Source organism: Streptomyces sp. NPDC039424 (assembly GCF_055639495.1).
Genome location: NZ_JBVKAI010000016.1, coordinates 1 through 25,394, shown reverse-complemented (window position 1 = coordinate 25,394; position 25,394 = coordinate 1). Strand labels below are relative to the sequence as shown.

24 protein-coding genes are annotated in these 25,394 nt (G+C 69.2%); 4 read left to right on the top strand and 20 right to left on the bottom strand.

Annotated features, from left to right (window positions below; translation table 11 throughout):
• Window positions 1-6: 6 nt before the first annotated feature.
• The 7 genes from ACZ7L0_RS31610 to ACZ7L0_RS31580 form a co-directional block, all read right to left on the bottom strand.
• Window positions 7-300, bottom strand: a complete 294-nt coding sequence (locus ACZ7L0_RS31610) for a hypothetical protein (protein ID WP_471245950.1) — start codon at window positions 298-300, stop codon at window positions 7-9.
• On the bottom strand, window positions 297-1,343 hold the full coding sequence (locus ACZ7L0_RS31605; protein ID WP_471245949.1) for a helix-turn-helix transcriptional regulator: 1,047 nt from the start codon (window positions 1,341-1,343) through the stop codon (window positions 297-299). Before ACZ7L0_RS31605 ends, ACZ7L0_RS31610 begins: the two co-directional genes overlap by 4 nt.
• An 18-nt stretch (window positions 1,344-1,361) precedes the next feature.
• Window positions 1,362-2,315, bottom strand: coding sequence for a helix-turn-helix transcriptional regulator (locus ACZ7L0_RS31600; RefSeq protein ID WP_471245948.1), 954 nt, complete (start codon window positions 2,313-2,315; stop codon window positions 1,362-1,364).
• Between the two features lie 129 nt (window positions 2,316-2,444).
• Window positions 2,445-2,825 carry an FKBP-type peptidyl-prolyl cis-trans isomerase gene (locus ACZ7L0_RS31595; RefSeq protein ID WP_471245947.1) on the bottom strand — a complete coding sequence of 127 codons (381 nt, stop codon included), beginning with the start codon at window positions 2,823-2,825 and terminating at the stop codon, window positions 2,445-2,447.
• Window positions 2,826-2,920: 95 nt separating this feature from the next.
• Window positions 2,921-3,919: an FKBP-type peptidyl-prolyl cis-trans isomerase gene (locus tag ACZ7L0_RS31590; protein ID WP_471245946.1), complete on the bottom strand. Its 999-nt coding sequence runs from the start codon at window positions 3,917-3,919 to the stop codon at window positions 2,921-2,923.
• Between the two features lie 106 nt (window positions 3,920-4,025).
• A complete protein-coding gene (pafA, locus tag ACZ7L0_RS31585) occupies window positions 4,026-5,387 on the bottom strand; it encodes a Pup--protein ligase (protein ID WP_471245945.1) in 1,362 nt (453 codons plus the stop codon).
• Between the two features lie 9 nt (window positions 5,388-5,396).
• On the bottom strand, window positions 5,397-6,656 hold the full coding sequence (locus tag ACZ7L0_RS31580) for an MFS transporter (RefSeq protein ID WP_471245944.1): 1,260 nt from the start codon (window positions 6,654-6,656) through the stop codon (window positions 5,397-5,399).
• Window positions 6,657-6,768: 112 nt separating this feature from the next.
• Here ACZ7L0_RS31580 and ACZ7L0_RS31575 point away from each other — a divergent pair, with 112 nt between their 5' ends.
• Window positions 6,769-7,785 (top strand): LacI family DNA-binding transcriptional regulator, encoded by a 1,017-nt coding sequence (locus ACZ7L0_RS31575; RefSeq protein WP_471245943.1) that lies wholly within the window; start codon window positions 6,769-6,771, stop codon window positions 7,783-7,785.
• A gap of 69 nt (window positions 7,786-7,854) precedes the next feature.
• Here the strand turns inward: ACZ7L0_RS31575 and prcA are convergent, their stop codons facing one another.
• The 6 genes from prcA to arc all read right to left on the bottom strand — a co-directional run bounded on the left by prcA (window position 7,855) and on the right by arc (window position 14,027).
• A complete protein-coding gene (prcA, locus tag ACZ7L0_RS31570) occupies window positions 7,855-8,595 on the bottom strand; it encodes a proteasome subunit alpha (protein WP_471245942.1) in 741 nt (246 codons plus the stop codon).
• Between the two features lie 59 nt (window positions 8,596-8,654).
• A complete protein-coding gene (prcB, locus tag ACZ7L0_RS31565) occupies window positions 8,655-9,500 on the bottom strand; it encodes a proteasome subunit beta (protein ID WP_471245941.1) in 846 nt (281 codons plus the stop codon).
• Complete coding sequence (locus ACZ7L0_RS31560; protein ID WP_471245940.1) at window positions 9,452-10,063, bottom strand: endonuclease domain-containing protein; 612 nt, start codon at window positions 10,061-10,063, stop codon at window positions 9,452-9,454. Before ACZ7L0_RS31560 ends, prcB begins: the two co-directional genes overlap by 49 nt.
• 44 nt (window positions 10,064-10,107) lie before the next feature.
• The gene (locus tag ACZ7L0_RS31555) at window positions 10,108-10,326 is read right to left on the bottom strand and encodes a ubiquitin-like protein Pup (RefSeq protein WP_361440735.1); all 219 of its coding nucleotides are present in this window, start codon (window positions 10,324-10,326) and stop codon (window positions 10,108-10,110) included.
• A 189-nt stretch (window positions 10,327-10,515) separates the two neighbouring features.
• Window positions 10,516-12,027 (bottom strand): depupylase/deamidase Dop, encoded by a 1,512-nt coding sequence (gene dop / locus ACZ7L0_RS31550; protein WP_471245939.1) that lies wholly within the window; start codon window positions 12,025-12,027, stop codon window positions 10,516-10,518.
• Window positions 12,028-12,260: 233 nt separating this feature from the next.
• Window positions 12,261-14,027, bottom strand: a complete 1,767-nt coding sequence (arc, locus tag ACZ7L0_RS31545; RefSeq protein WP_471245938.1) for a proteasome ATPase — start codon at window positions 14,025-14,027, stop codon at window positions 12,261-12,263.
• A gap of 243 nt (window positions 14,028-14,270) precedes the next feature.
• Here arc and ACZ7L0_RS31540 point away from each other — a divergent pair, with 243 nt between their 5' ends.
• On the top strand, window positions 14,271-14,576 hold the full coding sequence (locus ACZ7L0_RS31540; RefSeq protein ID WP_471245937.1) for a ferredoxin: 306 nt from the start codon (window positions 14,271-14,273) through the stop codon (window positions 14,574-14,576).
• 65 nt (window positions 14,577-14,641) lie between these two features.
• On the opposite strand, the gene ACZ7L0_RS31535 is transcribed toward ACZ7L0_RS31540, so the two are convergent.
• The 3 genes from ACZ7L0_RS31535 to ACZ7L0_RS31525 all read right to left on the bottom strand — a co-directional run bounded on the left by ACZ7L0_RS31535 (window position 14,642) and on the right by ACZ7L0_RS31525 (window position 18,138).
• Window positions 14,642-15,223 (bottom strand): hypothetical protein, encoded by a 582-nt coding sequence (locus ACZ7L0_RS31535; RefSeq protein WP_471245936.1) that lies wholly within the window; start codon window positions 15,221-15,223, stop codon window positions 14,642-14,644.
• Between the two features lie 252 nt (window positions 15,224-15,475).
• On the bottom strand, window positions 15,476-16,378 hold the full coding sequence (locus ACZ7L0_RS31530) for a tRNA (adenine-N1)-methyltransferase (RefSeq protein WP_279553094.1): 903 nt from the start codon (window positions 16,376-16,378) through the stop codon (window positions 15,476-15,478).
• Between the two features lie 53 nt (window positions 16,379-16,431).
• A complete protein-coding gene (locus tag ACZ7L0_RS31525) occupies window positions 16,432-18,138 on the bottom strand; it encodes a site-2 protease family protein (protein WP_471245935.1) in 1,707 nt (568 codons plus the stop codon).
• Between the two features lie 186 nt (window positions 18,139-18,324).
• Between ACZ7L0_RS31525 and ACZ7L0_RS31520 the strand changes: the two genes are divergently transcribed.
• Window positions 18,325-19,281, top strand: a complete 957-nt coding sequence (locus ACZ7L0_RS31520; protein ID WP_471245934.1) for a RecB family exonuclease — start codon at window positions 18,325-18,327, stop codon at window positions 19,279-19,281.
• 14 nt (window positions 19,282-19,295) lie between these two features.
• On the top strand, window positions 19,296-19,967 hold the full coding sequence (locus tag ACZ7L0_RS31515; protein WP_399100751.1) for a response regulator: 672 nt from the start codon (window positions 19,296-19,298) through the stop codon (window positions 19,965-19,967).
• A gap of 77 nt (window positions 19,968-20,044) precedes the next feature.
• Here the strand turns inward: ACZ7L0_RS31515 and ACZ7L0_RS31510 are convergent, their stop codons facing one another.
• The 4 genes from ACZ7L0_RS31510 to ACZ7L0_RS31495 form a co-directional block, all read right to left on the bottom strand.
• Window positions 20,045-21,625 carry an ABC transporter substrate-binding protein gene (locus ACZ7L0_RS31510; protein ID WP_471245933.1) on the bottom strand — a complete coding sequence of 527 codons (1,581 nt, stop codon included), beginning with the start codon at window positions 21,623-21,625 and terminating at the stop codon, window positions 20,045-20,047.
• Between the two features lie 71 nt (window positions 21,626-21,696).
• Window positions 21,697-23,301 (bottom strand): ABC transporter substrate-binding protein, encoded by a 1,605-nt coding sequence (locus ACZ7L0_RS31505; RefSeq protein WP_471245932.1) that lies wholly within the window; start codon window positions 23,299-23,301, stop codon window positions 21,697-21,699.
• Between the two features lie 433 nt (window positions 23,302-23,734).
• Entirely contained in the window at window positions 23,735-24,436 is a 702-nt protein-coding gene (locus ACZ7L0_RS31500; protein WP_471245931.1) for an HAD family hydrolase, read from the bottom strand.
• A 131-nt stretch (window positions 24,437-24,567) separates the two neighbouring features.
• The coding region (locus tag ACZ7L0_RS31495; protein WP_471245930.1) for a vitamin B12 dependent-methionine synthase activation domain-containing protein at window positions 24,568-25,394 on the bottom strand (827 nt) is incomplete at its 5' end.

The window sequence follows — 25,394 nt, the reverse complement described above, 5'->3', positions numbered from 1 at the left end:
CCGAGCCTAGACCGTGGAGTGCAGCCGCAGAGTCCTGACCCCGCCCCCGGTGAGCAGTTCGACGATGCGCTCCCCCGCGGGCTTGCGCACGGACACGCCGCACTCGGGGCAGGTGAAGGAGTAGAACGTCGTACGGCTGCTGGCGCCGATCGCCAGACGCAGGGCGCTCGCGGAGAGCTCGAAGCGGCCCCGGCAGTCCGGGCAGCCGGCCCTGAACACCACGGGGGCCACTCTCCTCATCCCGGCGAAAGCGGCCGCGACCGTCATGTCCCTGGCACCGGACCCCGCAGACTCGCTCAACGCCCTGGCTCCTGCCTGTCGTACAGCCCTTCCCGGCCACCGTGCACCGCGTCGGCACCCGGCGGCACGTCGTACGCCGCCAGCGCCTCGGTCGCCGCCTGGCGGGCGCTTGCGGCCAGCTCGGGCGGCGAGACGATCCGGCCGTCGCGGCCCAGGCGCAGCGCCAGCCGTCTGAGCGACGCCGGATCGGGGGTGCGCAGAGTGATACGCAATCCGCCGTCGGGAAGCTCATCCGCGCTGTCGTGCGGGTAGTACTCGGCGACCCACCGGCCGCCCGGGCCGACCTCGACGACGACCTCCGGGTCCTCGGCGGCCGGCTGCACCAACGCCTCCGAGAGATCCCGCAGCTCTATCTCGGGCGGCGCCGACGGCTCTTCCAGGATCCGGATCTCGGCGACCCGGTCGAGCCGGAAGGTACGGCGGGCCTCGGAGCGGCGGCACCAGGCCTCGACATAGGTGTGGCCGACGCTGACCAGGCGGATGGGGTCGATCTCCCGCTCGGTGACCTCGTCCCGGGCGGGCGAGTAGTAGCGGATCCACAGCCTGCGGCGCTCGGAGATCGCCCGGTCGACGTCGGCGAAGACACCGCCCTCGGACTCGAAGGTCACCGACAGCCGGGAACTGGCACCCGCCACCTCGCCCGCCGCCGCCTCCACCTTGGCCGTCGCCCGCAGCAGCGCCTGCCGGTCCCCCTCCCGCAGACCGGGCAGCGTGGCCACGGCACGGGCGGCCACCAGCAGCGCGGTCGCCTCGTCGGCGGCCAGCCTGAGCGGCTCGGCGGCATCCGCGCCGAGCGCGGCGGGGTTGTGCCACCAGATGCGCTCGCCGTCGGTGTCGATGTCGAGCAGATCGCCGCCGCGGAAGCTGGTGCCGCACATGGGCAGCACATCGAGATCGGAGACCAGCTCGTCCTCGGTGATCCCGAAGGCGCGCGCGACATCCGCCACCCGGGCACCGGGGCGCTCCCGCAGATACGTCACCAGGGAGAGCATCCGCCGGGTCTGGTCGATGGCGTTCACGGGCCTGACCGGTTTACCTGCCACTGTCCTGCTCGCTCCCCCTCAGCCCTTGGCCACGGCACGCAGCCGGTCCATCACGTCGGCCCGCAGCTCCGCGGGCTCCAGGACCACCACGTCCGGACCGAACTCCACCAGCCAGGCATCCAGCCCGTGCCCGTACGGAATCTCCAACTCGTCCCAGCCGTCTGCGAGTTCCCGCACCGAGGTGGCCTTCGCCCGAAGGGGGTAACCGGCGCCCGAGCGCAGCCGGATCAGGGCCGTGCGGTCGGCTATCTCGCCCGCCCAGCTCGCGACGGTCTCACGGACGGTGACCACGTCGGGGACCGGGGCCGTGAAGCCGTTGCCCCGGGTGCGGACCCTGCCGGTGATCCGGGACAGCCGGAACACCCGCTCCGCCGCCCGGTCCCGGTCCCAGCCCGCCAGATACCAGTGACCGCGCCAGCACTCCAGCGCCCACGGCTCCACGAGCCGGGGCTCGGGGCGGGCGGCGGAGGCCTTGCGGTAGTCGAAGACCACCGGGCGGCGGTCGCGGCAGGCCAGCATCAGCGGCTCGAAGGCGGCCTCGTGCACGGGGATCCGCGGCTCCAGGGCGCCATGCGCCTCGTACGGGTCGACGTCCTCGGGCAGCCCGGCCGCACGCAGCTTCTGCAGGGCGCCGCTGGCCGCGCCCGCGAGCCGGGCCTGCTGCCACACCTTGGCGGCCAGGCCCAGGGCGGCGGCCTCCTCGGCGTCCAGGGTGATGGGCGGCAGACGGTTGCTGTCCCGGCGGGCCAGGTAACCGACCTCGCCCTCCAGGTTCTCGACGGTCTCGATGACCAGCCCGAGCTCGCGCAGATCGTCCTTGTCACGCTCGAACATCCGGCTGAAGGAGTCGTCGGACCCCGCCTCGAGATAGGCCTCGATGGACTCGCGCAGCTCACGCTTGCTGAGCGGCCGCCGCGTCCCGAGCAGACACAGCGCGAGGTTCATCAGCCGCTCGGCCTTGGCAATGGCCATCGACGCCCTTCGCCTTCCCTATGGTGCTTCCGACCGATGACCGTACCGCTCCGGCGTGTCACGGCAAAAGCCGATGCAAAAGCCGAGGGCCCATGCGGACAGCACGGGCCCTCGTTCGACCAGGATCGGTCAGCGCTTGGCAACGCCCACCAGGTCGCAGACGAAGATCAACGTCTCGCCCGGAGCGATCCGGCCACCGGCGCCGCGGTCGCCGTACGCGAGGTGCGCCGGGATGACCAGCTGGCGGCGACCGCCGACCTTCATGCCCTGCACACCCTTGTCCCAGCCCTGGATGACCTGGCCGATACCGAGCTGGAAGTCCAGCGGGGTACCACGGTTCCAGGAAGCGTCGAACTCCTCACCGGTGGAGAACGCGACGCCCACGTAGTGAACCTTGACGAAGTCGCCGGCCGCGGCGACCTCGCCGTCCCCCTCCCAGATGTCCTTGATCTCGAGGTCGGCGGGCGGCTCGCCGCCCGGGAAGTCGATCTCGGGCTTGTCGATGCTCACGTCTGAAGCTCCTGCTTGTGTACGACTCGGAACGCGGACAGTCTTTCATCTCCGGGCCACTCGCGCCCGCGGCGGGCGGCCCGCACCACCAGGCCCTACATCGCCGCCAGGATGTCCACGGTGAACACCAGGGTGGAGCCCTTCTTGACCGGCCCCTCACTGGGCGGCGTGTCGCCGTACCCCAGGTCCGGGGGCACCACGACCAGGACCCGGCTGCCCACCTTCTTGCCGGTGACACCGTCGGCCAGACCCTTGAGGACCTGCTGCATCTGCGACACCGAGAACTGGCTCAGCCGCCCCGAGCCGTACGTCGCCTGGAACGTCTTGCCGCTGTCCCACACCACGCCCTTGAACTGGCACAGAACGGTCTGGCTCGCCTTGACCTCGGCGCCGTCGCCCTCCAGGACATACTCCGACACCAGCTTCTTCGGCGGATCCGACTCGGGGATCTTGATCGACGGAGCCTTGCCGTCGGTGTTCGTACCGATCTTCGGCAGGGCGGCATCGCTCTGCGCGACCGGCTTGCCCTCGCTGGAGCTCTTGGAGTTGAAGGAGTCCAGCAGGTCCACCACGAAGACCAGCGTGTCGGTGCCCTTGATACCCGCATCCGGATTGCCCGACTTGCCGTACCCCAAGCTCGGCGGCACAGCCACCTCGATCCGGCTGCCGACCTTCTTGCCCGCCAGCCCGTACCGCCAGCCGTCGATGATGCTGCCCTGGGCAAGCTGCATGACCAGCGGCGACTTACGGTCGTAGGAGTTGTCGAAGACCTTCGCGGAGTCCCAGATCTGGCCCAGATAGTGCGCCTGGACGAAGTCGTTCTCCGCGATCGTACGACCACTGCCCGCGATCACCGTCTTGACCGCCAGGTTCTTCGACGGATCACCCGAACCCTTGGCGACCGTCGGCTTCTCCCCGAACTTCGTACCCGCCGTGATGGCCGGCAGCGGCCCGTCCACGATCTTCGGCGGCGGAGCGGCGGAGACCGACGGCGACGCACTCGCCTTGCTCGAATCGGACGATCCGTCGCCACAACCGGCGAGCGTGACCAGTCCTGCGGGAACGGCGGCAAGGAGAAGCGAGCGTCGGCGCACGGGGGGAGCCTCGTAATCGGTCGATCTTGCGGATGGCGTGCGCGCAACTCTACGACGTGAGAAGGGCGCCGTACGGGAAACGTACGGCGCCCACGAAACGTGCCGCTCACATACCGGCGATCAGCTTCTCCACCCGGTCGTCCACCGAACGGAACGGGTCCTTGCACAACACCGTCCGCTGCGCCTGGTCGTTCAGCTTCAGATGCACCCAGTCGACCGTGAAGTCCCGGCGCTGCTCCTGCGCCCGGCGGATGAAGTCGCCCCGCAGCCGCGCCCGAGTGGTCTGCGGCGGAACCGACTTGCCCTCGAAGATCTTCAAGTCGTTGCAGATCCGGGTGGCTTGCCCCTTCCTCTCCAGAAGGTAATACAGGCCACGACGACGGTGGATGTCGTGATACGCGAGGTCTATCTGAGCGACCCGCGGATGCGACATCGTCATGTTGTGCTTCGCCCGGTACCGCTCGATGAGCTTGTACTTCATGACCCAGTCGATCTCGGTGCCGATGCGGTCGAGATCCTCCGTCTCGATCGCGTCCAGCGTCCGGCCCCACAGCTCCAGGACCTGCTCGACCGTGCCGGTACGGATACCGCGGCGCTCACAGAAGTCCACGGCCTTCTCGTAGTACTCCCGCTGCACCTCCAGCGCGGAGGCCTCCCGGCCGCTGGCCAGGCGCACCTTGCGCCGGCCGGTGATGTCATGGCTGACCTCGCGGATCGCCCGGATCGGGTTCTCCAGGGTGAGATCCCGCATCACCGTGCCCGCCTCGATCATGCGCAGCACCAGATCGGTGGCACCGACCTTGAGCAGCATGGTCGTCTCGGACATGTTCGAGTCACCGACGATGACATGCAGCCGGCGGTAACGCTCGGCGTCCGCGTGCGGTTCGTCGCGGGTGTTGATGATGGGCCGGGAACGGGTCGTCGCCGAGGAGACGCCCTCCCAGATGTGCTCCGCCCGCTGGCTCACGCAGTACACCGCACCGCGCGGAGTCTGCAGTACCTTGCCCGCCCCGCACAACAGCTGCCGGGTGACCAGGAACGGAATGAGGATGTCCGCGAGCCGGGAGAACTCCCCGTGCCGGGCCACCAGATAGTTCTCGTGGCAACCGTAGGAGTTGCCCGCCGAGTCGGTGTTGTTCTTGAAGAGGTAGACGTCGCCCGCGATTCCCTCCTCGTGCAGGCGTCGTTCCGCGTCCACCAGGAGTCCTTCGAGAATGCGCTCGCCGGCCTTGTCGTGGGTGACCAGTTCGATCACATTGTCACATTCGGGTGTCGCATATTCCGGATGTGACCCCACGTCGAGATAGAGCCGGGCGCCGTTTCGCAGAAAGACATTACTGCTGCGGCCCCATGACACGACACGGCGGAAGAGGTACCGCGCCACCTCGTCAGGCGACAGGCGGCGCTGTCCCCTGAACGTGCACGTGACGCCGTACTCGTTCTCCAGCCCGAAAATGCGGCGGTCCATGAGTGAACATTACGCCCGATCCCCCGAGCTGAAACGGGGTTCGGCAGCACGATTTGGATCATTTTCCGATGAAGCCGCAACCACCGCGCTCCCGACGGGAGCTGCGAGGACCCGCCCCGTGGTCAGCAGGACCAGCAACGACACCGCCCCCGCGGCACCCGGTACGGCGAACCCCCACAGCGCACCGCCCGCCTGGACGACCGGCCCCGCCAGGCCCGTTCCGACCGACGCACCCACGGTGAACGTCGTCACGAGCCAGGAGAACGCCTCGGTGACCGTACCCCTCGGCGCGTGCCGGTCGACGATGATGAACGCACAGGCGATGCACGGCGCGAGGAACACCCCGGAGACCGCCGTGAGCAGCACCATCGCCACCGCGCCCGGCATCAACGTCAACGGCAGGTAACACACCGCCAGAAGACCGACCAGCACCCTCAGTCGGCGCTCGGGCACACCGTCCCACTGCCGCGCCCCGTACACCGTGCCGCCCACCAGCGCCCCGAGGCCCAGCGCCGCCATCAGCCAGCCGTACACCGCGTCACCGCCGTGCTCGTCGGCGTACGGCACCGAGGCCACCGTGATGGAGCCCAGCGCCATGCCCACGAACAGGAAGGCGGCCAGCAGGACCAGCAGGCCCGGCGAGCGCAGGGCACCCAGCCAGTGTGCCTCGCGGGGCGCCGAGCGCCACGCGCGCGAGGGCGGCGAGACGACCACCGACAGCGCGCCCAGCACCCCCACGACGTTGAGGACGAGCAGCGCGGCCCGCTCCGACCACAGCGACACGCACAGCGTCACCAGCAGCGGTCCGACCGTGAACATGACCTCCTGGGCCACGGCGTCCATCGCGTACGCCGTGTGCACCTGCTCCTCCCGGCGCAGCACGGAGGGCCACAGGGCCCGCAGACCGCCCTCCAGGGGCGGGGTGAACAGCCCGGCCGCCGCGACCGACGCGTAGGCGAGCGGCAGCGGATCGGTGCCGGTGAAGGCGAAGACGGCCATCGCCAGGGCCGAGACCACCGCGGCGGGCAACTGGACACGCGGCTGCCCGTGCAGGTCCACCAGCCGCCCGAGCACCGGCTGGCCCACCGCGTTGGCGATGCCGTAGACGGCCGCCAGCGCCCCGGCGAGGCTGTACGTGCCGCCCTGGGCGCGGACGAACAGCACCAGCGCGATGGCGGCAGTGGCGTTCGGCAGACGGCCCACCAGCGTGCCGGTCAGCAGCCGGACCGCGTGCTTCGCCCTGAGGATCTCCAGGTACCCCGCGGCCATCGGCTGCCTCCAGGTTTTACGTATAACGTCGACGTTCCATACGTACCATGTGCGCTGTCACGCGTCCAGACGAAGGACCGGCGCGGACCCGGCCAGAAGGAGCGCACCCACGGTGGCACGCAGCAGCACGCGCCCGACGAGCCGGGACGTCGCCCAGGCCGCCGGAGTCTCGCAGGCGGCCGTCTCGCTCGTCCTCGGCGACAAATGGCGCGGCAGGGTCTCGGCCGCCACCGCGGAACGCGTACGACAGGCCGCACGCGACCTCGGCTACCGGCCCAACCTCGCCGCCCGCAACCTCCGCCTGGGCCGCACCCGCACCGTCCTGCTCGTCGTCCCCGCCCTGACCACCGAATTCTTCGCCGGCGTCTACACCGGCGCCGCCCGCGTCGCCGCCCAGCACGGCTTCGGAGTCGTCCTCTACCCCTCCCCCGAAGGCATCGGCCCCGCCCGCGACCCCTTCGCCTCCGCCCAGGCCGCCCTCGACGGCGTCATCGCCTCCTCCATGGCCGCCGACGCCCTCACCGCCATCCGCGGCGACCAACTCCCCCTCGTCATGCTCGACAGCGACCCCCGGGGCAGCCTGGGCGCCGCCACCGTCAACCTCGACATCACCGACGGCGTACGCCAGGTCGCCGAACACCTGCTGGAACTGGGCCACCGGCGCTTCCTGCACCTGGCCGCGGACGTCGCCTCCTGGACCTTCGAGGTGCGCGCACGCGAACTGGCGGCGCGGCTGAGCACCGTAACCGGCACCGCGGTACGGACGATCCACGCCCCCATCTCCATCGAAGGCGCCCTCACCGCCACCGAAGCCGCCCTCTCCGGCCCCGGCCCCCGCCCCACCGCCCTGGTCTGCGACGACGACAAACTCGCCGCGGGCGCCTACAAGGCCCTGCGCCGCCTCGGCCTGCGCGTGCCCGACGACATCTCCGTCACCGGCCTCGACGACCTCGCCCTCGCCACCGCCCTCGACCCCGAGCTCACCACCGTCCGCCTGGACGCGGAGCTCTTCGGTGAACGCGGCATGCGGGCCCTCCTCGCGGTCCTGGAGGGTCAGGAGCCCGAGAGCGGCGACATCCCGGTCGAACTGGTCGTACGGGGCTCCACGGCGGCCCCCCGCCACGCCTGACCTACGCCACGCGCCCCGGCCGAGCGAGTCGGCCGGGGCGCGTGGCGAGCAGGGTGGGACCGAGGAGGGTTACTCCTCCTCCTCGGCGCTCTCCGCCTCCGTGCTCGCGCCGTTCGCCTCCAGCAGACGGCCCAGCTGGCGGCCGACGATGCGCTTGAACTTGCGCTGCTGCGGACGCGTACGGTCCAGCACCGCCACCTCCAGCCGCTCGGCGGGGATCTCCCGCTCGCTGCCGTTGGTGTCACGGGACAGGGCCTGCACGGCCAGCTTCAGCGCCTCAGCCAGCGACATCCCGTCGCGGTGACGCTGGTCCAGGAAGCTGCTGATCTGCTCGGCGTTGCCACCCACCGCGACCGAGCCGTGCTCGTCCACGATCGAGCCGTCGTGCGGCAGACGGTAGATCTGGTCGCCCTCCGGGGTCTCCCCCACCTCGGCGACCACCAGCTCCACCTCGTACGGCTTCTCGGCCGCGCTGGAGAAGATCGTGCCCAGCGTCTGGGCGTAGACGTTGGCCAGGCCCCTGGCCGTCACATCGTCCCGGTCGTAGGTGTAACCGCGCAGGTCGGCGTAGCGCACGCCGCCGATCCGCAGGTTCTCGTACTCGTTGTACTTGCCGGCGGCCGCGAAGCCGATCCGGTCGTAGATCTCGCTGAACTTGTGCAGCGCGCGGGACGGGTTCTCACCGACGAACACGATGCCGTCGGCGTACTGGAGCACCACGAGGCTGCGGCCACGGGCGATGCCCTTGCGGGCGTACTCCGCCCGGTCGGCCATGGCCTGCTGGGGTGAGACATAGAACGGCGTCGACACCGGTTATCCGTCCCTTTCTGTGGAAGTCACTGGATCACCTGGACAAGGAGGGCTCGGACCTACAGCAGCGCGGCCCGCGGGCCGTCGGGCTGCTCCAGACGCCGCTCCAGGATCGCGCGGGCGATCTCGGAGGACTCGTCGTCGGTGAGCCGGCGGAAGCCGTCCTCGGTGATCACGGTGACGATGGGGTAGATCCGGCGGGCGACATCGGGACCACCGGTCGCCGAGTCGTCGTCTGCCGCGTCGTAGAGGGCCTGCACCACGAGCGTGGTGGCCTGGTCCTCGGTCAGGTCCTCGCGGAACAGCTTCTTCATGGCACCGCGCGCGAAGATCGAGCCGGAGCCCGTCGCCGCGTAGCCGTGCTCCTCGGAGCGGCCGCCCGTGACGTCGTAGGAGAAGATGCGGCCCCTCTCGCGGTCCACGTCGTACCCCGCGAAGAGTGGCACCACGGCCAGGCCCTGCATGGCCATGCCGAGGTTGGACCGGATCATGGTCGACAGCCGGTTCGCCTTGCCCTCCAGCGACAGCTGGGCGCCCTCGACCTTCTCGAAGTGCTCCAGCTCCAGCTGGAAGAGCTTGACCATCTCGACGGCCAGACCCGCGGTGCCGGCGATGCCGACGGCCGAGTACTCGTCCGCCGGGAACACCTTCTCGATGTCCCGCTGGGCGATCATGTTGCCCATGGTGGCCCGGCGGTCACCGGCGAGGACCACACCGCCCGGGAAGGTCACGGCGACGATGGTGGTGCCGTGGGGCGCCTCGATCACGCCCTGCGTGGGAGGCAGCTGCCGGTTGCCGGGCAGCATCTCGGGCTGGTGCTCGGAGAGAAAGTCCATGAAGGACGAGGACCCAGGCGTCAGGAAGGCAGCTGGTAGACGCCCGGTGCTACGAGTGTTGGCTTCCACGCGTTTCCTTCCACGTATGCAGCAGCCCGCCTTATGGCCTCGGGCTGATCCTTGAACTGCCCCAGTGCGGCGTTGCAGCTGAAGCACAGTACGCCACGGACCCTACCCGTCTCATGGCAGTGATCCACATGTGCGGGCGGAGCCGCAAGACATATGCAGCAGACGCCCCCTTGGGAGGCGGTCAACGCTTCCCGCTCGGCTTCGGTGAGGCCGTACTGGCGCTTGAGATGCCCCTGCCGCCCCTGGGCCGCCCGACACGCTTTGCAACGCGTGGACAAGCCGTCGGATGCGGTGGCATTGCGATGCCATTCGCTGTGAGGCTTGATCTCGCCGCACGTACGGCAGAGCTTGTGTCCGTCCGGGACCTCGACCGTCTCCCGCACGGGCTTACCCATGGCCTCGCGGCGGCGCCGGTAGTGCGCAGCGCTGTATCGGGCCACGCACTCCCGGCATCGCGGCTGAAGGCCGTCGCGCCGGTTCCTGTCACGCGCGAATGCCTCAAGAGGCAAGTCCCGCTCACAACCCGCGCAGTACTTGGCGTTCGGCTCGCCAGCCACCCTCATCCCCCGCAACTTGCAATTCGAAGGTGAAAGTGCCTTGACGACCCCTACTCGCCACCTTTTTGCACGAAGCTCCGAACGAAATCCTCGGCATTTTCCTCGAGTACGTCGTCGATCTCGTCCAGGACGGAGTCCACGTCGTCGCTCAGCTTCTCGTGCCGCTCCTTGAGGTCCTCGGAGCCCTGCGCTTCCTGCGTCTGCTCCTCGACCTCCTCGGTGGAGCGCGTCGCCTTCTGCTGGCCGCCGCCGGTGTCCTTGGTCGCCATAACCCTCACCCCGCTCAGTTCGCCCGACATGGTCGACAGGTCGGCATTCCTGCCGATCGGTGATGATCAGACCCTACAAGCCGGGTCCGACATCGACCCCGCAGTTTCTCCAACGTACGGGGGCCACCTCGATGATTCCCTCGCACAGGGAATTCCACCCCGGATCCCGGGGGTGGGCCGGGTGCCAGTTCAGCCGCCGGACAGGACCCTGACCAGGTCCTCGGCCGTGCGGCAGCGGTCCAGGAGTTCCTTGACGTGATTACGCGTTCCGCGAAGCGGTTCCAGGGTTGGGACGCGCTGGAGGGAGTCCCGCCCGGGCAGGTCGAAGATCACCGAGTCCCAGGAGGCCGCCGCGACGTCGTCGGCGTACTGCTCCAGGCAGCGCCCGCGGAAGTAGGCGCGCGTGTCCTCCGGCGGCTTCGTACGGGCCCGGTCGACCTCGGCCTCGTCCAGGAGGCGCTTGATGCGCCCGCGGGCCACCAGGCGGTTGTACAGGCCCTTCTCGGGCCGTACGTCGGCGTACTGGAGGTCCACCAGATGCAGCCGGGCGGCGTCCCAGTCGAGGTTGTCGCGGCGGCGGTAGCCCTCCATGAGCTCGCGCTTGGCGACCCAGTCGAGCTCGCCGGCGAGGCTCATGGGGTCGTTCTCGAGCCGGTTGAGGGTGTCCTCCCAGCGGGACAGGATGTCCTTGGTCTGCTCGTCGGCGTCGGCGCCGAAGCGCTCCTCGACGTACTTGCGGGACAGCTCGAAGTACTCCATCTGGAGCTGGACCGCGGTGAGTGTGCGGCCGCTGCGCAGCGTGACCAGGCGCTTGAGCGTCGGGTCGTGGGAGACCTGGTGGAGGGTGCGGACGGGCTGGTCCACGGCCAGGTCGACGGCGATGAAGCCGTCCTCGATCATGGACAGGACCAGGGCGGTCGTGCCCAGCTTGAGGTAGGTGGAGATCTCCGAGAGGTTGGCGTCGCCGATGATCACGTGCAGGCGGCGGTATTTCTCCGCGTCCGCGTGGGGCTCGTCCCGGGTGTTGATGATCGGGCGCTTGAGGGTGGTCTCCAGTCCGACCTCGACCTCGAAGTAGTCGGCGCGCTGACTGAGCTGGAAGCCGTGTTCGTGGCCGTCCTGGCCGATGCCGACGCGACCGGCGCCGGCGAAGACCTGGCGGGAGACGAAGAAGGGCGTGAGGTGGCGCACGATGTCCGAGAAGGGGGTTTCCCGCTTCATCAGGTAGTTCTCGTGCGTGCCGTAGGACGCGCCCTTGTTGTCGGTGTTGTTCTTGTAGAGGTGGATCGGCTGTGCGCCGGGGAGCTGGGCGGCGCGTTCGGCGGCCTCGGCCATGATCCGTTCGCCGGCCTTGTCCCAGAGGACGGCGTCGCGGGGGTTGGTGACCTCGGGGGCGCTGTATTCGGGGTGTGCGTGGTCGACGTAGAGACGTGCGCCGTTGGTGAGGATCACGTTGGCGAGGCCGATGTCCTCGTCGGTGAGCTGGCTGGCGTCGGCGGCCTCGCGGGCGAGGTCGAAGCCTCGCGCGTCGCGCAGCGGGTTCTCCTCCTCGAAGTCCCAGCGGGCCCGGCGGGCCCGGTGCATCGCCGCCGCGTAGGCGTTGACGATCTGGGACGAGGTGAGCATGGCATTGGCATTGGGGTGGCCGGGGACGGAGATCCCGTACTCCGTCTCGATGCCCATTACTCGCCGTACGGTCATGCGGCCCTCCTTGCCCGGCGGCGCCCTCGGTCTTGGACGCCGCTCAAGTACCGCTGGCGCTCCGGTGCGTGTGCGGTGCCCGTCCCCGCACTGCGCGACTCGGCGGTAGGAAAGAGCCTAGAACGCCTTTGCGCTGGTGGGGAGATCATTTGCGTCATTGCCTGCTCCAGCCGTGGCCCCGGAAAACAGTCGGCTGCGGGTACCCGTGGAGGGCACCCGCAGCCGCCCTGCTTTTACAGGTACTGACCGGTGTTCGCCACCGTGTCGATGGAGCGTCCGGTGTCCGCGCCCTGCTTTCCGGTGATGAGGGTACGGATGTAGACGATCCGTTCGCCCTTCTTTCCGGAGATCCGGGCCCAGTCGTCGGGGTTGGTGGTGTTGGGGAGGTCCTCGTTCTCCTTGAACTCGTCCACGCATGCCTGGAGGAGGTGGGAGACGCGGAGTCCCTTCTGGTTGTGTTCCAGGAATTCCTTGATCGCCATTTTCTTGGCGCGTCCTACGATGTTTTCGATCATGGCGCCGGAGTTGAAGTCCTTGAAATAGAGGACTTCCTTGTCGCCGTTGGCGTAGGTGACTTCCAGGAAGCGATTTTCCTCGGATTCGGCGTACATGTGCTCGACCGCGGTCTGGATCATGCTCTGGACCGTGGTGGACTTGTCGCCGCTGTGCTCGCCGAGGTCGTCCGCGTGGAGCGGGAGGCGCTCGGTGAGGTACTTGCCGAAGATGTCCTTGGCCGCTTCGGCGTCCGGACGCTCGATCTTGATCTTCACGTCGAGCCGGCCGGGCCGCAGGATGGCGGGGTCGATCATGTCCTCTCGGTTGGAGGCACCGATCACGACCACGTTCTGCAGGCCTTCCACGCCGTCGATCTCGGCGAGCAGCTGCGGGACGATGGTGTTCTCCACGTCCGAGCTGACGCCGGAGCCGCGGGTGCGGAAGAGGGACTCCATCTCGTCGAAGAAGACGATGACGGGGGTGCCCTCGCTGGCCTTCTCCCGGGCTCGCTGGAAGACGAGGCGGATCTGCCGCTCGGTCTCGCCGACGTACTTGTTCAGGAGCTCGGGGCCCTTGATGTTGAGGAAGAAGCTCTTGCCGGCGGCCTGGCCGGTGACCTCGGCGACCTTTTTGGCCAGCGAGTTGGCGACGGCCTTGGCGATGAGCGTCTTGCCGCATCCGGGGGGCCCGTAGAGGAGGACGCCCTTGGGTGGGCGCAGTTCGTGCTCCTTGAACAGGTCCGGGTAGAGGTACGGCAGCTCGACGGCGTCGCGGATGGCCTCGATCTGGCCGCCGAGGCCGCCGATCTGCTCGTAGCCGATGTCGGGGACCTCTTCGAGGACGAGTTCCTCGACCTCGCTCTTGGGAACGATCTCGTAGACGTAGCCGGAGCGGGGTTCGAGCAGCAGGGCGTCGCCGGGGCGGATGGTGACGTCCAGCAGCGGCTCGGCGAGCCGTACCACCCGTTCCTCGTCGGTGTGCCCGAGCACCAGGGCGCGCTCGCCGTCCTCGAGGATCTCCTTGAGGGTGACGATGTCCCCGACGCGCTCGTACTCCATGGCTTCGACCACGTTGAGCGCTTCGTTGAGCATTACTTCCTGGCCGCGCCTGAGGTCGTCGACTTCGACGCTCGGGCTCACGTTCACCCGGAGCTTGCGGCCCCCGGTGAAGATGTCGGCGGTGCCGTCCTCGTTCGCCTGCAGGAAGACACCGAAGCCGGCGGGCGGCTGGGCGAGCCGGTCGACCTCCTCCTTGAGGGCCACGATCTGGTCGCGGGCCTCGCGGAGCGTGTTGGCGAGTCGCTCGTTCTGGGCGGACACGCCGGCCAGGTTCGTCTGCAGCTCGACGATCCGCTCTTCGAGAATCCTCGTGTGTCGCGGAGAGTCGGCGAGCTTGCGTCGCAGGACGGCGATCTCCTGCTCAAGGTAGGCGATCTGCCCGGCCGGGTCGTCGGACCCTCGTCCCGGGCGGATGCCGCGGTTCATGTCGTCGTCGTGGGCTGCCACGGTCCTCACCTCCTCCAAGGGGAGCTGGACGCTTCCAGACCCTACCTGGGTGGGTGTCGATTGAAACCCCTAGATCACAAAGACTGTCAAGGTGTGTCCGATCTTCACCCTTGCGCTCTCCCTCACGCCAGGGGAATACCCACCGAACATGCTTGGGAAGCCGCCGGGGGTAGGGTCGAAGCGTTCAACACCCGTCAGAGCTGGCCGGATTCCCGTCGGCTCGGCGTCCAAACGGCAGGAGAGATGAGCGTGCAGCAGGCGACTCGAAGCGGCGGCGAGGCGCTGGAGGTCTGGATCGACCAGGATCTGTGTACGGGCGACGGGATCTGTGCCCAGTACGCGCCGGAGGTGTTCGAGCTGGACATCGACGGCCTGGCCTACGTGAAGGGCCCGGACGAGGAGCTGCTGCAGGCCAAGGGGGCCACAACGCCCGTACCGCTGCCGCTTCTCACGGATGTGGTGGACTCGGCGAAGGAGTGTCCGGGGGACTGCATCCATGTGCGTCGGGTTTCGGACAAGGTGGAAGTCTACGGTCCCGACGCGGAGTGACCTTGCGGGCACTTGCCGTGAGCATTGTCTGATTTCTCACATGCCCGCGCCCCAAGGCGCGGGTTTCAGACGTTGTGGGCCTCGGTGGGCGTGGAGCGGGTGAACGCGTTGCCCTTCCACTGCCACTTGGTGGGGGTCTTGAGGTCGGGGCAGCAACTCGGTACGTCCTCCGTGGAGTAGCCGAGGAGGGTGGCGGTGACGGCTCCGGCGCGGACGGTGAAGTCGGTGACGGTGAGCCGGTCCTTGGGGTCGACGAGGGTGGCGACCACGCGGGGCTTCTTGGTGTCGGCGGCCCGGGTGAGGACGTAGACGCCGTCGGGAGGGGTGCCCATGGCGGAGTCGCAGTGGACGACGGCGACCGTTTCGGGGCTGCCGTCGCCGTCGAGGTCTCCGGTCGCCTTCTTGGCCACGACGGCCTTCAGCGGTCCGCACCGCAGGGGGAAGGTGACACCTGTGGTGGCGGGCGGCGCGGCGGCGACGGGGGCGCTCTTCGTCTCGGGGCCGGCGGTCGGCTGGGCGGCGGTGGCGGAGCCGGGTTGGAGGAGCGAGGAGAGGGCCACGACCCCGGCGACGGCGGTGGCGGTTGCGACCCAGTGGATGGGGCGGGGGTGGGCGTGAGCGAGTTCCGGTACGGCGGATTGCTGCACTAGGAGCGTCTCCTGGGGGGGCTGTGCCGGTGGGGTGGCCAGCATGGTGCCACACGTCACAGTTTGGGGGAACGGCGGGGTCAGGGGTTCCTTCGCCCGGTGGGGCGTGGGGTGCCTGGTGCTCCGTCAACGGACGGGCGCCGTGGCGGAGTTCCGGGTGGGTCCCGGGAACTTCGTCACGGCGCCTGTGCGTTGGTGCTGCGAGGGCGGCAAAGGCTGCCTCGGGGTGGCAACGCCGTAAAGGGGACGGCGTCAGCGGCCGGCGCCTCCGTCGGCGTTGGGGCCGGCGTAGTCCTCGCCGTAGGCGCCCTTGGCAGGGCGGCGGCGGCGCATGGGGGGCTCGACTCCGTCGGCGAGGCGGCGGGCGGTGAGGAGGAAGCCGGTGTGGCCGATCATCCGGTGGTCGGGGCGGACGGCCAGGCCCTCGATGTGCCAGTTGCGGATCATGGTCTCCCAGGAGGTCGGCTCGTTGAAGCAGCCGATCTCGCGGATGGACTCCACGGTCCGGGCGAGCTGGGTGGTGGTGGCGACGTAGCAGCACAGGATGCCGCCGGGCACCAGCGCCTTGGAGACGGCCTCCAGGCACTCCCAGGGGGCGAGCATGTCGAGGATGACGCGGTCGACGTCGGTGTCGGACAGGTTGTCCTGGAGGTCGCCGACGGTGAGCTGCCACGCGGGGTGGGGGCCGCCGAAGTAGCGCTCGACGTTCTGCTTCGCGATCTCGGCGAAGTCCTCGCGCCGCTCGTAGCTGTGCAGCATGCCCTGGTCGCCGATGGCGCGCAGCAGGAAGCTGCTGAGGGAGCCGGAGCCGACGCCGGCTTCCACGACGCGGGCGCCGGGGAAGATGTCGGCGAAGGCGAGGATCTGCCCCGCGTCCTTGGGGTAGACGACGGCTGCCCCGCGGGGCATGGACAGGACGTAGTCGGGGAGCAGGGGGCGCAGCGCGAGGTAGGCGACGTTTCCGGTGGTGCGGACAACGCTGCCCTCGGGAGCGCCGATCAGTTCGTCGTGCGGGAAGGAACCCTTGTGGGTGTGGAAGTTCTTCCCGGCCTCGAGCGTGAACGTGTAGTGGCGGCCCTTGGGGTCGGTCAGCTGTACCTGGTCCCCGACCTTGAAGGGCCCGCGCCTGCGGGCGGCACCGGTCGGTTCGGACATGTGACCAGCCTACCGGCGTTTGCGGGGGCCGCCGACCACCTGGGCGGGCTCTCCTAGGGCTGTGCCGTGGGGCGGGCCATGGCTTTCACGAAGGCGCGTTCCACGTCGGCCGCGGACAGGACGCCGTAGATCTCGCCGGTTTCCTCCACGACGAGGTATTCGGTCGCGGGGGTGGCGCGCAGGGCGTCGAGGAGGGGTTCTCCGGCCAGTTCGGCGGAGACGCGCATGCCGTCGGTGAGTTCCTGGGCGAGGCCGCCGACGGTGACCCAGGGGCGGCGGTGTTCGGGTACGCCGACGATGGCGGCTTCGCGGACGAGGGAGAGGGGGTTGCCGTCGGCGTCGACGACGACCAGGGCGCGGGCGCCGGCGGCGTTGGCGCGGCGCAGGGCCTCGGACAGCGGGGTGTCGGTCTCCACGGGGACGGCCCGGCGGGTGAGGCTGCGGGCGCGCAGCTCGGGCAGGTGTTCGCGTAGCCGGGCCATGCGCAGGCTGTTGCCGGCGCCGGTCCAGATGATCGCGGCGAGGATCGCGGCGAGCAGGGCGTCGGTGACGGTGTCCATGCCGACGTTGTCCTCGGCGGTGGAGCCGAGTGTGCCGGACTGGTTGAGCAGGGGGAGGCCGATGAGGACGGCCACGGCGAGGGCGCGGCCGACCCAGGCGGCGGCGATCGTGCCGCTCATGGGCTTGCCGGTGATCTTCCAGACGACGGCGCGGAGCATGCGGCCGCCGTCCAGTGGGAGGCCGGGCAGGAGGTTGAAGGCGGCGACGATGAGGTTGGAGATCATCAGGCCGGCCAGCAGGACGCCGGGGACGGTGCCGGGCTCGACGGGGAGCATGGCGAGGTAGAAGAGGCCGGCGAGTACGAGGGAGAGCAGGGGGCCGACGAAGGCCAGGACGAACTCGCGTCCGGGGGTCTCGGCCTCTTTCTCGATCTCGGATACGCCGCCGAAGAACTGGAGCTGGATGCGGCGGACCGGGAGTTTGAAGCGGATGGCGGCGACCGTGTGGGCGAGTTCGTGGATCAGTACGGAGGCGTAGAAGGCGACCGCGAAGAAGAGGGAGACGAGGTAGCGGGCGGCGCCGAGTTCGGGCAGTACGCGGTCGAGTTGTCCGCCGAACACCCAGGTGATGAGGGCGGCGACCAGGAACCAGCTGGGTGCGACGTACACCGGTACACCGAAGGGCCGGCCCATGAGGAGGCCGCCGCCGGGTTCGCGGGGGCGCTGGGGCGGACGGCCTTTGGTGGTGCCGGGCATGGTGTCCGGGGTCGTGCGGTGCTGGGGCGGGGGTCCGGTGGGGGTGGCGTGGGCGGTGGGCTCCGCTTCGGGGCGCCGGGTGGTGCCGCTCGCGGCCCCTGGGTCGGTGGTCGGCGGTATGGCGGTGGGGCTGTGGGTGTCGTCGCCGGTGGCGGGCGGGGTTGCGGGGTCCTCGCTGTGGGCGGCCGCGGGTCCCTGGCCGTCGTTCAGGGTCGGCGAGTGGACCGGGTCCTCGTCCCTGGCCTCGGGAGTTACCGGGCGGTCGTTCAGGGGCTCCGCGGACGGGGCGTCCTCGTCCTCGGCCGCCGGGGGCGTCGGGACGTCGGGGGTGGTGCCGTCGGCGTCGGGGGCGGCCGGTTCGTCCGGGGTGGGGGCCGGGGGCGTCGAGGGGTCGTGCGGCTCGGGCCCGGGGTGGCCGGGGGCCGGGGCCGTAGGACTCGCGGGGTGCTCGGTCGGCTCGTCGTTGCCGGACCGCGGCTGCCCGCTCCCGCCGCTCACGTCCACGGTGTCCCCTCGTTCGAAGCGTCTTCCGCGTCTGCCGGGTGCCGGGCGGAAGGGTTCTCGTGGTCGATGGTATGCGTCCGTCGTCACGCGTTCCGCCCCGGCACCCCCTGTGTTCCGTTCGCCGTTGTCCACAGGTGCGGCGGGCGGCTGGGTGACTGTCAGTGCTGGGCCGTATGGTCTGTGGTCATGGACAGCAGCATCGAGGGCGCGGCGGAGACCGGGCGCGGCGTGGGCGCGGAGGCGGACCCGGCGACGGTGGTTCCCCCGGCGGACGTCGCGGCCTCGCCCGTCGTGACAGCACCCGCCTCCTTGTCGCCCTCGCGGGCCAGTGACTTCATGCAGTGCCCGCTGTTGTACCGGTTCCGGGTGATCGACCGGCTGCCGGAGAAGCCGAGCGAGGCGGCGACCAGGGGGACGCTGGTGCACGCGGTTCTGGAGCGGCTCTTCGACGCGCCGGCCGCCGAGCGGACGGCGCCCCGGGCCAAGTCGCTGATCCCGGGTCAGTGGGACCGGCTGCGGGAGAGCAGACCCGAGGTGGTGGAGCTGTTCGCGGACGATCCGGAGGGCGAGCGGCTGGCCCGTTGGCTGGGCGAGGCGGAGCGGCTGGTGGAGCGCTGGTTCTCGCTGGAGGATCCGTCGCGTCTGGAGCCGGCCGAGCGTGAGCTGTTCGTGGAGGCGGAGCTGGAGTCGGGGCTGCGGTTGCGCGGGATCATCGACCGGGTGGACGTGGCGCCGACCGGCGAGGTGCGGATCGTCGACTACAAGACGGGGAAGGCGCCGAGGCCGGAGTACACCGAGGGCGCGCTGTTCCAGATGAAGTTCTACGCCCTGGTCGTCTGGCGGCTGAAGAACGTGGTTCCGCGCCGGCTGCAGCTGGTGTACCTGGGCAGTGGTGATGTGCTGACGTACGATCCGGTCCTCGCCGATCTGGAGCGGGTCGAGCGCAAGCTGCTCGCGTTGTGGGCGGCGATCCGGCAGGCGACCGAGACCGGGGAGTGGCGGGCGCGTCCGACGAAGCTGTGCGGCTGGTGCGATCACCAGGCGCACTGTCCGGAATTCGGCGGCACTCCCCCGCCGTATCCGCTGCCGGTGAGGGCGGCCGAGTCCGGGGCGGGGCCGCAGGGCAGAATGGGGCCGGACTAGCGAAGGAGACTTACGTGGCCATCCGCGTCCTATTGGTCGACGACCAGCCTCTGCTGCGCACCGGCTTCCGGATGATCTTGGAGGCGGAGCAGGACATCGCGGTCGTGGGTGAGGCCGGGGACGGCCTCCAGGCTCTCGACCAGGTGCGTGTCCTGCAGCCGGATGTGGTGCTGATGGACATCCGTATGCCGCGGATGGACGGGGTGGAGGCGACCCGGCAGATCACGGGGCCCGGGCGGGACGGTCCGGCGAAGGTGCTGGTGCTGACCACGTTCGACCTGGACGAGTACGTGGTGGAGGCGTTGCGGGCCGGGGCGAGCGGCTTCCTGCTCAAGGACGCGCCTGCCAACGAGCTGGTGCAGGCCATCCGGGTCGTCGCGGCCGGGGAGGCGATGCTGGCGCCGAGCATCACGCGTCGGCTGCTGGACAAGTACGCCACCCATCTGCCCTCGGGTGACGAGCCGGTGCCGGACACGCTGCACACGCTCACCGACCGGGAGGTCGAGGTGCTGAAGCTGGTGGCGCGGGGGTTGTCGAACGCCGAGATCGCCGCCGATCTGTTCGTCAGCGAGACCACGGTGAAGACGCATGTGGGTCATGTGCTGACCAAGCTGGGGCTGCGGGACCGGGTGCAGGCGGCGGTGTACGCGTACGAGAGCGGGTTGGTGCGTCCCGGCGCGCAGTAGCGGGAGTTGGCCGTACGACCGCCGAAGGGCGCCCCTTCCTTCCGGAGGGGCGCCCTTCGGCGTTGGTGGCGAGGGCGTCAGCCCTTGCTGAGTTCCCAGAAGCGGAACACGGTGGAGGCGTCGAGGCAGTACTCGAGGCCGTAGACGCCGTCGCGGACGACCGCGTACTGCTTGGCCTGCCAGACGGGCAGGACGGGGAGTTCGTCGGCGACGATGTTCTGGAGCCGGCCGAACTCCTTGCCGGTGGCGGAGCGGTCGCTCTGGGCGGCCGTGCGCGGGATGAGGGAGCCGGTGATCGTGCTGTTGGTGTAGTTGTTGCTCAGCACGTTGCCCTTGCCGAAGAACGGGGACGTGAAGTTGTCGGCGTCCGGGTAGTCGGGCACCCAGCCCTTCACGTACACGCCGTACTTGCCCTTGGCTATGTCCTTCTCGTACTGGCCGTAGGCGACGGACTTGACGTCGGCGTCGAACAGGCCGCTGGCGTTGAGCTGGGCGGCGATGGCCTTCAGCTCCTGGTCGGTGGCGGGGCCGTACCGGGAGGGGGTGGACCAGAGGGTGAGCTTGACCTTGCCGGTGATGCCGTCGGCCTGGAGGGCGGCGGCGGCCTTGGCCTTGGAGGGACGGGCGCCGTAGGTGTCGAAGTAGGCCGTGTTGTGGCCGGCGATACCGGCCGGGATGATCGAGTACAGCGGCGTCGCGGTGCCCCGGTAGACGTTCCTGATCAGGGCGTCGCGGTCGATCAGGTAGGCCATGGCCTTGCGGACGCCGAGCTTGCCGGCGACCGGGTCGTCCATGTTGAAGACCAGGTGCTGGACCTCGGCGCTGCTGCCCTCGATGACCTCGACGCCGCTGCTGTCGTCCTGCTTCTCGATGTCGGCGATGGCGCCCGCGGTGAGGCCGCGGTAGGCGATGTCGACGTCGTCGTCGAGGAGGGCCTCCTTCAGGGCGGCCTGGTCTCCGTGGAAGAACTTGATGGTCACGCCGGAGTTGTTGACCTTGGCGGTGCCCTTGTACTTGGAGTTGACGGAGAAGGCGGCCTCGTCGTCGCTGAAGGAGTCCAGCTGGTAGGGGCCGGAGCCGACGGCCTTGTGGTCCTTGCGCAGGCCGTCCGCGTCGTACTGCCGGTGGTCGACGATGGAGCCGGCGCCGGAGGCGATCTTGCTGGGGAAGGTGGCGTCCGGCACCTTCAGCCGGAACACCACGGTCTTCGGGTCCGGGGCCTCGACCGTGTCGAGCATCGGGAACATGATCGCCGGACCGGCCTCGTCGTCGATCTTCAGCATGCGGTCGAAGGAGAACTTCACGTCCTCGGAGGTGAGGGCGTCACCGTTGCTGAACTCGAGGCCGTCCTTGAGGGTGCACTTGTAGACCTTGGCCTGGGTGTCGGTGAAGGAGCACTCCTCGGCCGCCTCGGGCTGGGGGTCCGTACCGCCCTTGGGGAAGCTGAGCAGCGACTGGAAGACGTTGTTGAACAACAGCCATGAGCCGGGGTCGTAGCCGGAGGCGGGGTCGGTGGCGAGGACGTCGTCGGACATCCCCATCACCACAGAGGAGCCGGTGCCCCCGGAATCGCCGGTGTCCGAGCCGCAGCCGGTCAACAGGCCGGAGGCCAGCCCTGCCACGAGGGGCAGGACCGGCCACTGGTTGCGCATGTTCAATGGAGGTGCCTTGTCGTCGGTTCTCGTCACCCCGGGGCCGCGGTCACCGGCCCGGGCGGTCGGAAAGGACGTCAGCCGCTCACTCCGCGGCCGAGTTCCCACAGCTGAAGCGTCGAGGACGAGTTGAGGGCGTAGGAGGTGCCCGTGATGTCGTCCCGTGCGGCGACGTACTGCTTGCCCTGCCACAGCGGCAGGACCGGGACGTCGTCGGCGACAATGTCCTGGATCTCCGTCAGGCTCTTGGAGGCCGTGAGCCGGTCGGCCTCGCGGCGCGACTGCGGGATCAGGGTGTTGCGGATGTCGGTGTTGGCGTACGGCGTGCCGATGGTGTTGTCCTTGTCCAGGAACGGCGCGAGGAAGTTGTCGGCGTCCGGGAAGTCGGGGAACCAGCCCATGCCGTAGACGTCGTACTTGCCCTTCTGCTCGGCGGGCCGGAAGGTGTCCCAGGACGTGCCCTTGATGCTGACGTCGAACAGACCGCTGTCGTTGAGCTGCTGCCGCAGGATCTGGAACTCCTGCTTGGTGGCGGCGCCGTAGTGGTCGGTGGTGTAGTGCAGGGTCAGCTTCACCGGCGTGGTGATGCCGGCCTTGGCCAGCAGCGACTTGGCCTTGGTGACGCTGGGGTCGCCGTACTTGTTGAAGAACGAGTTGGAGTGGCCGGTGAGGGTGGCCGGGACCAGCGAGTACAGCGGCTCGGCCTGGGAGCCGTACACCTTGGAGACCAGCTCGCCGCGGTTGATGAGCTGGGCCATCGCCTCGCGGACGGCCTTGGTCTTCACGGTGGGCGCGTCGGTGTTGAAGCCCAGGTAGCGGATTTCCAGTCCGGGCATCTCGACGAGGTCGACGTTCTCGTTGGAGGCGCCGTCGAGCTTGTTGATCTGGTCCGGCGACATGGTGCGGGACATGACGTCGATGTCACCCTTGTCGATCGCGTCGCCCATGGCGTCGGCGTCGGCGAAGGAGCGCATCTGCACCTTGTCGTTGTTCACCTTCAGGCTCCCCTTGTAGTCGGGGTTCTTGGTGAAGGTGATGGTGACGGCCTCGTCGTTCTTGGTGTCGGCCTGGAGGGTGTAGGGGCCGGAGCCGTCGACGTCGAAGCCGTCCCGCAGCTTGTCCTTCTCGTAGTCCTCCGGGTTCACGATGCCCGCGACCGGAGTGGACAGCTTGTACGGGAAGGTGGCGTCGGCGGTCTTGAGGTGGAAGATCACCTCGCGGTCGCCCTGTGTCTCGATGGTGTCGACGGTCGACAGCAGAGCGAACACACCGCTGTCGGCCTTGATGCGCAGCGCCCGCTCGATCGAGTACTTCACGTCCTCGGCGGTGATGGCGTCGCCGTTGGCGAACTTCAGGCCGTCGCGCAGCTTGCAGGCGTAGCGCTCGTTGCCGCTGTCGGTGAAGCCGCAGCTCTCGGCTGCCTCGGGTACGGGGTCGCCTTCTCCCTTGGGCTGGATCATCAGGGTCTGCACGGTCTGGCGCAGGATGTTCCAGGTGCCGACGTCGTAGGCGTAGGCCGGGTCGAGCGGGGCCGGTGTGTTCTTCGTGGCCGTGAACCGGTCCGTGGTGCCGACGACGATCGCGTCGCCGCTCTTGCTCCCGCTGCTGTCTCCGCCACACGCGGCGAGAACCGGCGCGAGGAGGCCGACCACGGCCGGCAGCACCAAAGTCTTGCGGTTCATGCTCGGGTTACTCCAGGGCTGTTCGAGTCCGTGTATCCGGCATGCATGGGTGTCGCATCGGATCACGGGGGTAAGGGCGATGTTCTCGCGACGAGGTTAGTCCGCGCTTGCAGGAGGGTTCACAGCCGCCGGAGTTGAGTTCCCATCACACAGCGAAACCGGGTGTGGACGCACCGAAAACCCGACAGTGGCAGGATTAGTGCAGCGTTCCACCAATCGGGACACAAGGGCGCGCGAATTCCGCTCCAACAGGGGTGGCCAGCACACGCCGATCTTACTGTCGACCCCTTCTGACGTGGGGAACGTCACACTTCCAACTCGGGTGGTCAGTGGTGGAATTCGGCCGCGCGGCCTGCTTCGAATTCTTTCGGGGCGCACTCGGGTGTACTGCGGCGGGATTTTGTCCAATGGGCTTTGCACGCTGGGTGAACGCCTAGCGCATTTCCGTCATCAAGCCGCGCAGAAATGCCAGGTCGACCTCTTCGAGAGAGCTCACCACGGTACGCCGGGTGGCCGGGGCGATGGGGGCGACCGACGGCACCGCGACCACCTGGCAGCCCGCGGCCTCGGCCGCGGCGACCCCGGTCGCGGTGTCCTCGACGACCGCGCATCTGGCCGGGTCCGCACCCAGCCCGGCGGCCGCCAGCAGATAGGGGTCCGGGAACGGCTTGGTGCGCGAGACCTCGTCGCCGGCGATGGACAGGGCGAAGTGCTGGGGCCCGAGCGAGGTCAGCACACGGTCGATGATGCGGCGGTGCGAGGCGGAGACCAGGGCCGTGGGGATCTGCTGTTCGTACAGCTCCGCCAGGAGTCTGGCGGCGCCGGGCATCAGTGGCAGGGCACGTCCGATGCGCTCCTCGAAGCCGTCGTTGAGCAGCACGCTGAGCTCGGCGAAGGTGATGTCGGCGCCGGTGGCCTCGATGAGGAAGCCCGCGCTGCGGGCCATGGGCCCGCCGACCACGACATGGCGCCAGGAGTCGTCGAGGGTGTGGCCCAGACGGGCGAAGATCTCGACTTCGACGTCCCACCAGAAGCCCTCGGTGTCCACCAGGGTGCCGTCCATGTCGAGCAGTACCGCCTGGAGGGCGGAGCCTTCCGCCGTACGGGTTCCGAGCGCGGGGACCGTGCTGGTCATCGGGCGCACCTCCTGAAGGGACGATCAGGCCGGTTCCCGTGCGGGAACCGGCCTGCGGTGGATCGACCAGTGTACGACTGTCGCTGGTGAAGCGCCTTGTTTATCGCTTGGGGTCCGTCGTTCGGCCCCGCTCAGCGGGCATTGAAGTACTTCGCCTCCGGGTGGTGGATGACGATCGCGTCGGTGGACTGTTCGGGGTGGAGCTGGAACTCCTCCGACAGGTGGACGCCGATGCGCTCCGGCTGGAGCAGTTCGGCGATCTTGGCGCGGTCCTCCAGGTTGGGGCAGGCGCCGTAGCCGAGGGAGAAGCGGGCGCCGCGGTACTTCAGCGCGAACATGTCCTCGACGTCGCTCGGGTCCTCCCCGGCGAAGCCCAGTTCGGAGCGGACGCGGGCGTGCCAGTACTCGGCGAGGGCCTCGGCCAACTGCACGGACAGGCCGTGGAGTTCGAGGTAGTCGCGGTAGGAGTTGGACTCGAAGAGCCTGGCGGTCTCCTCGCCGATGCGGGAGCCGACGGTGACGACCTGGAGGCCGACCACGTCCGTCTCCCCCGATTCCTCCGGCCGGAAGAAGTCCGCCAGGCACAGGCGCCGGCCGCGTCGCTGACGCGGGAAGGTGAAGCGGGTGCGCTCGTTGCCCTGCTCGTCGAGGATGATGAGGTCGTCGTCCTTGGACACGCAGCGGAAGTAGCCGTACACCACGGCCGCCTCCAGCAGGTTCTCCGTCTGGAGCCGGTCCAGCAGACCGCGCAGCCGCGGCCGGCCCTCGGTCTCGACGAGTTCCTCGTAGCTCGGCCCGTCCCCGGTGCGGGCCTGCTTCAGCCCCCACTGGCCCTTGAACAGCGCGCCCTCGTCGAGCCAGCTGGCGTACTCCTTGAGCTGGATGCCCTTGATGACGCGGGTGTCCCAGAACGGCGGGGCGGGCACGGGGTTGTCGACGGCCACGTCGGAGCGCACAT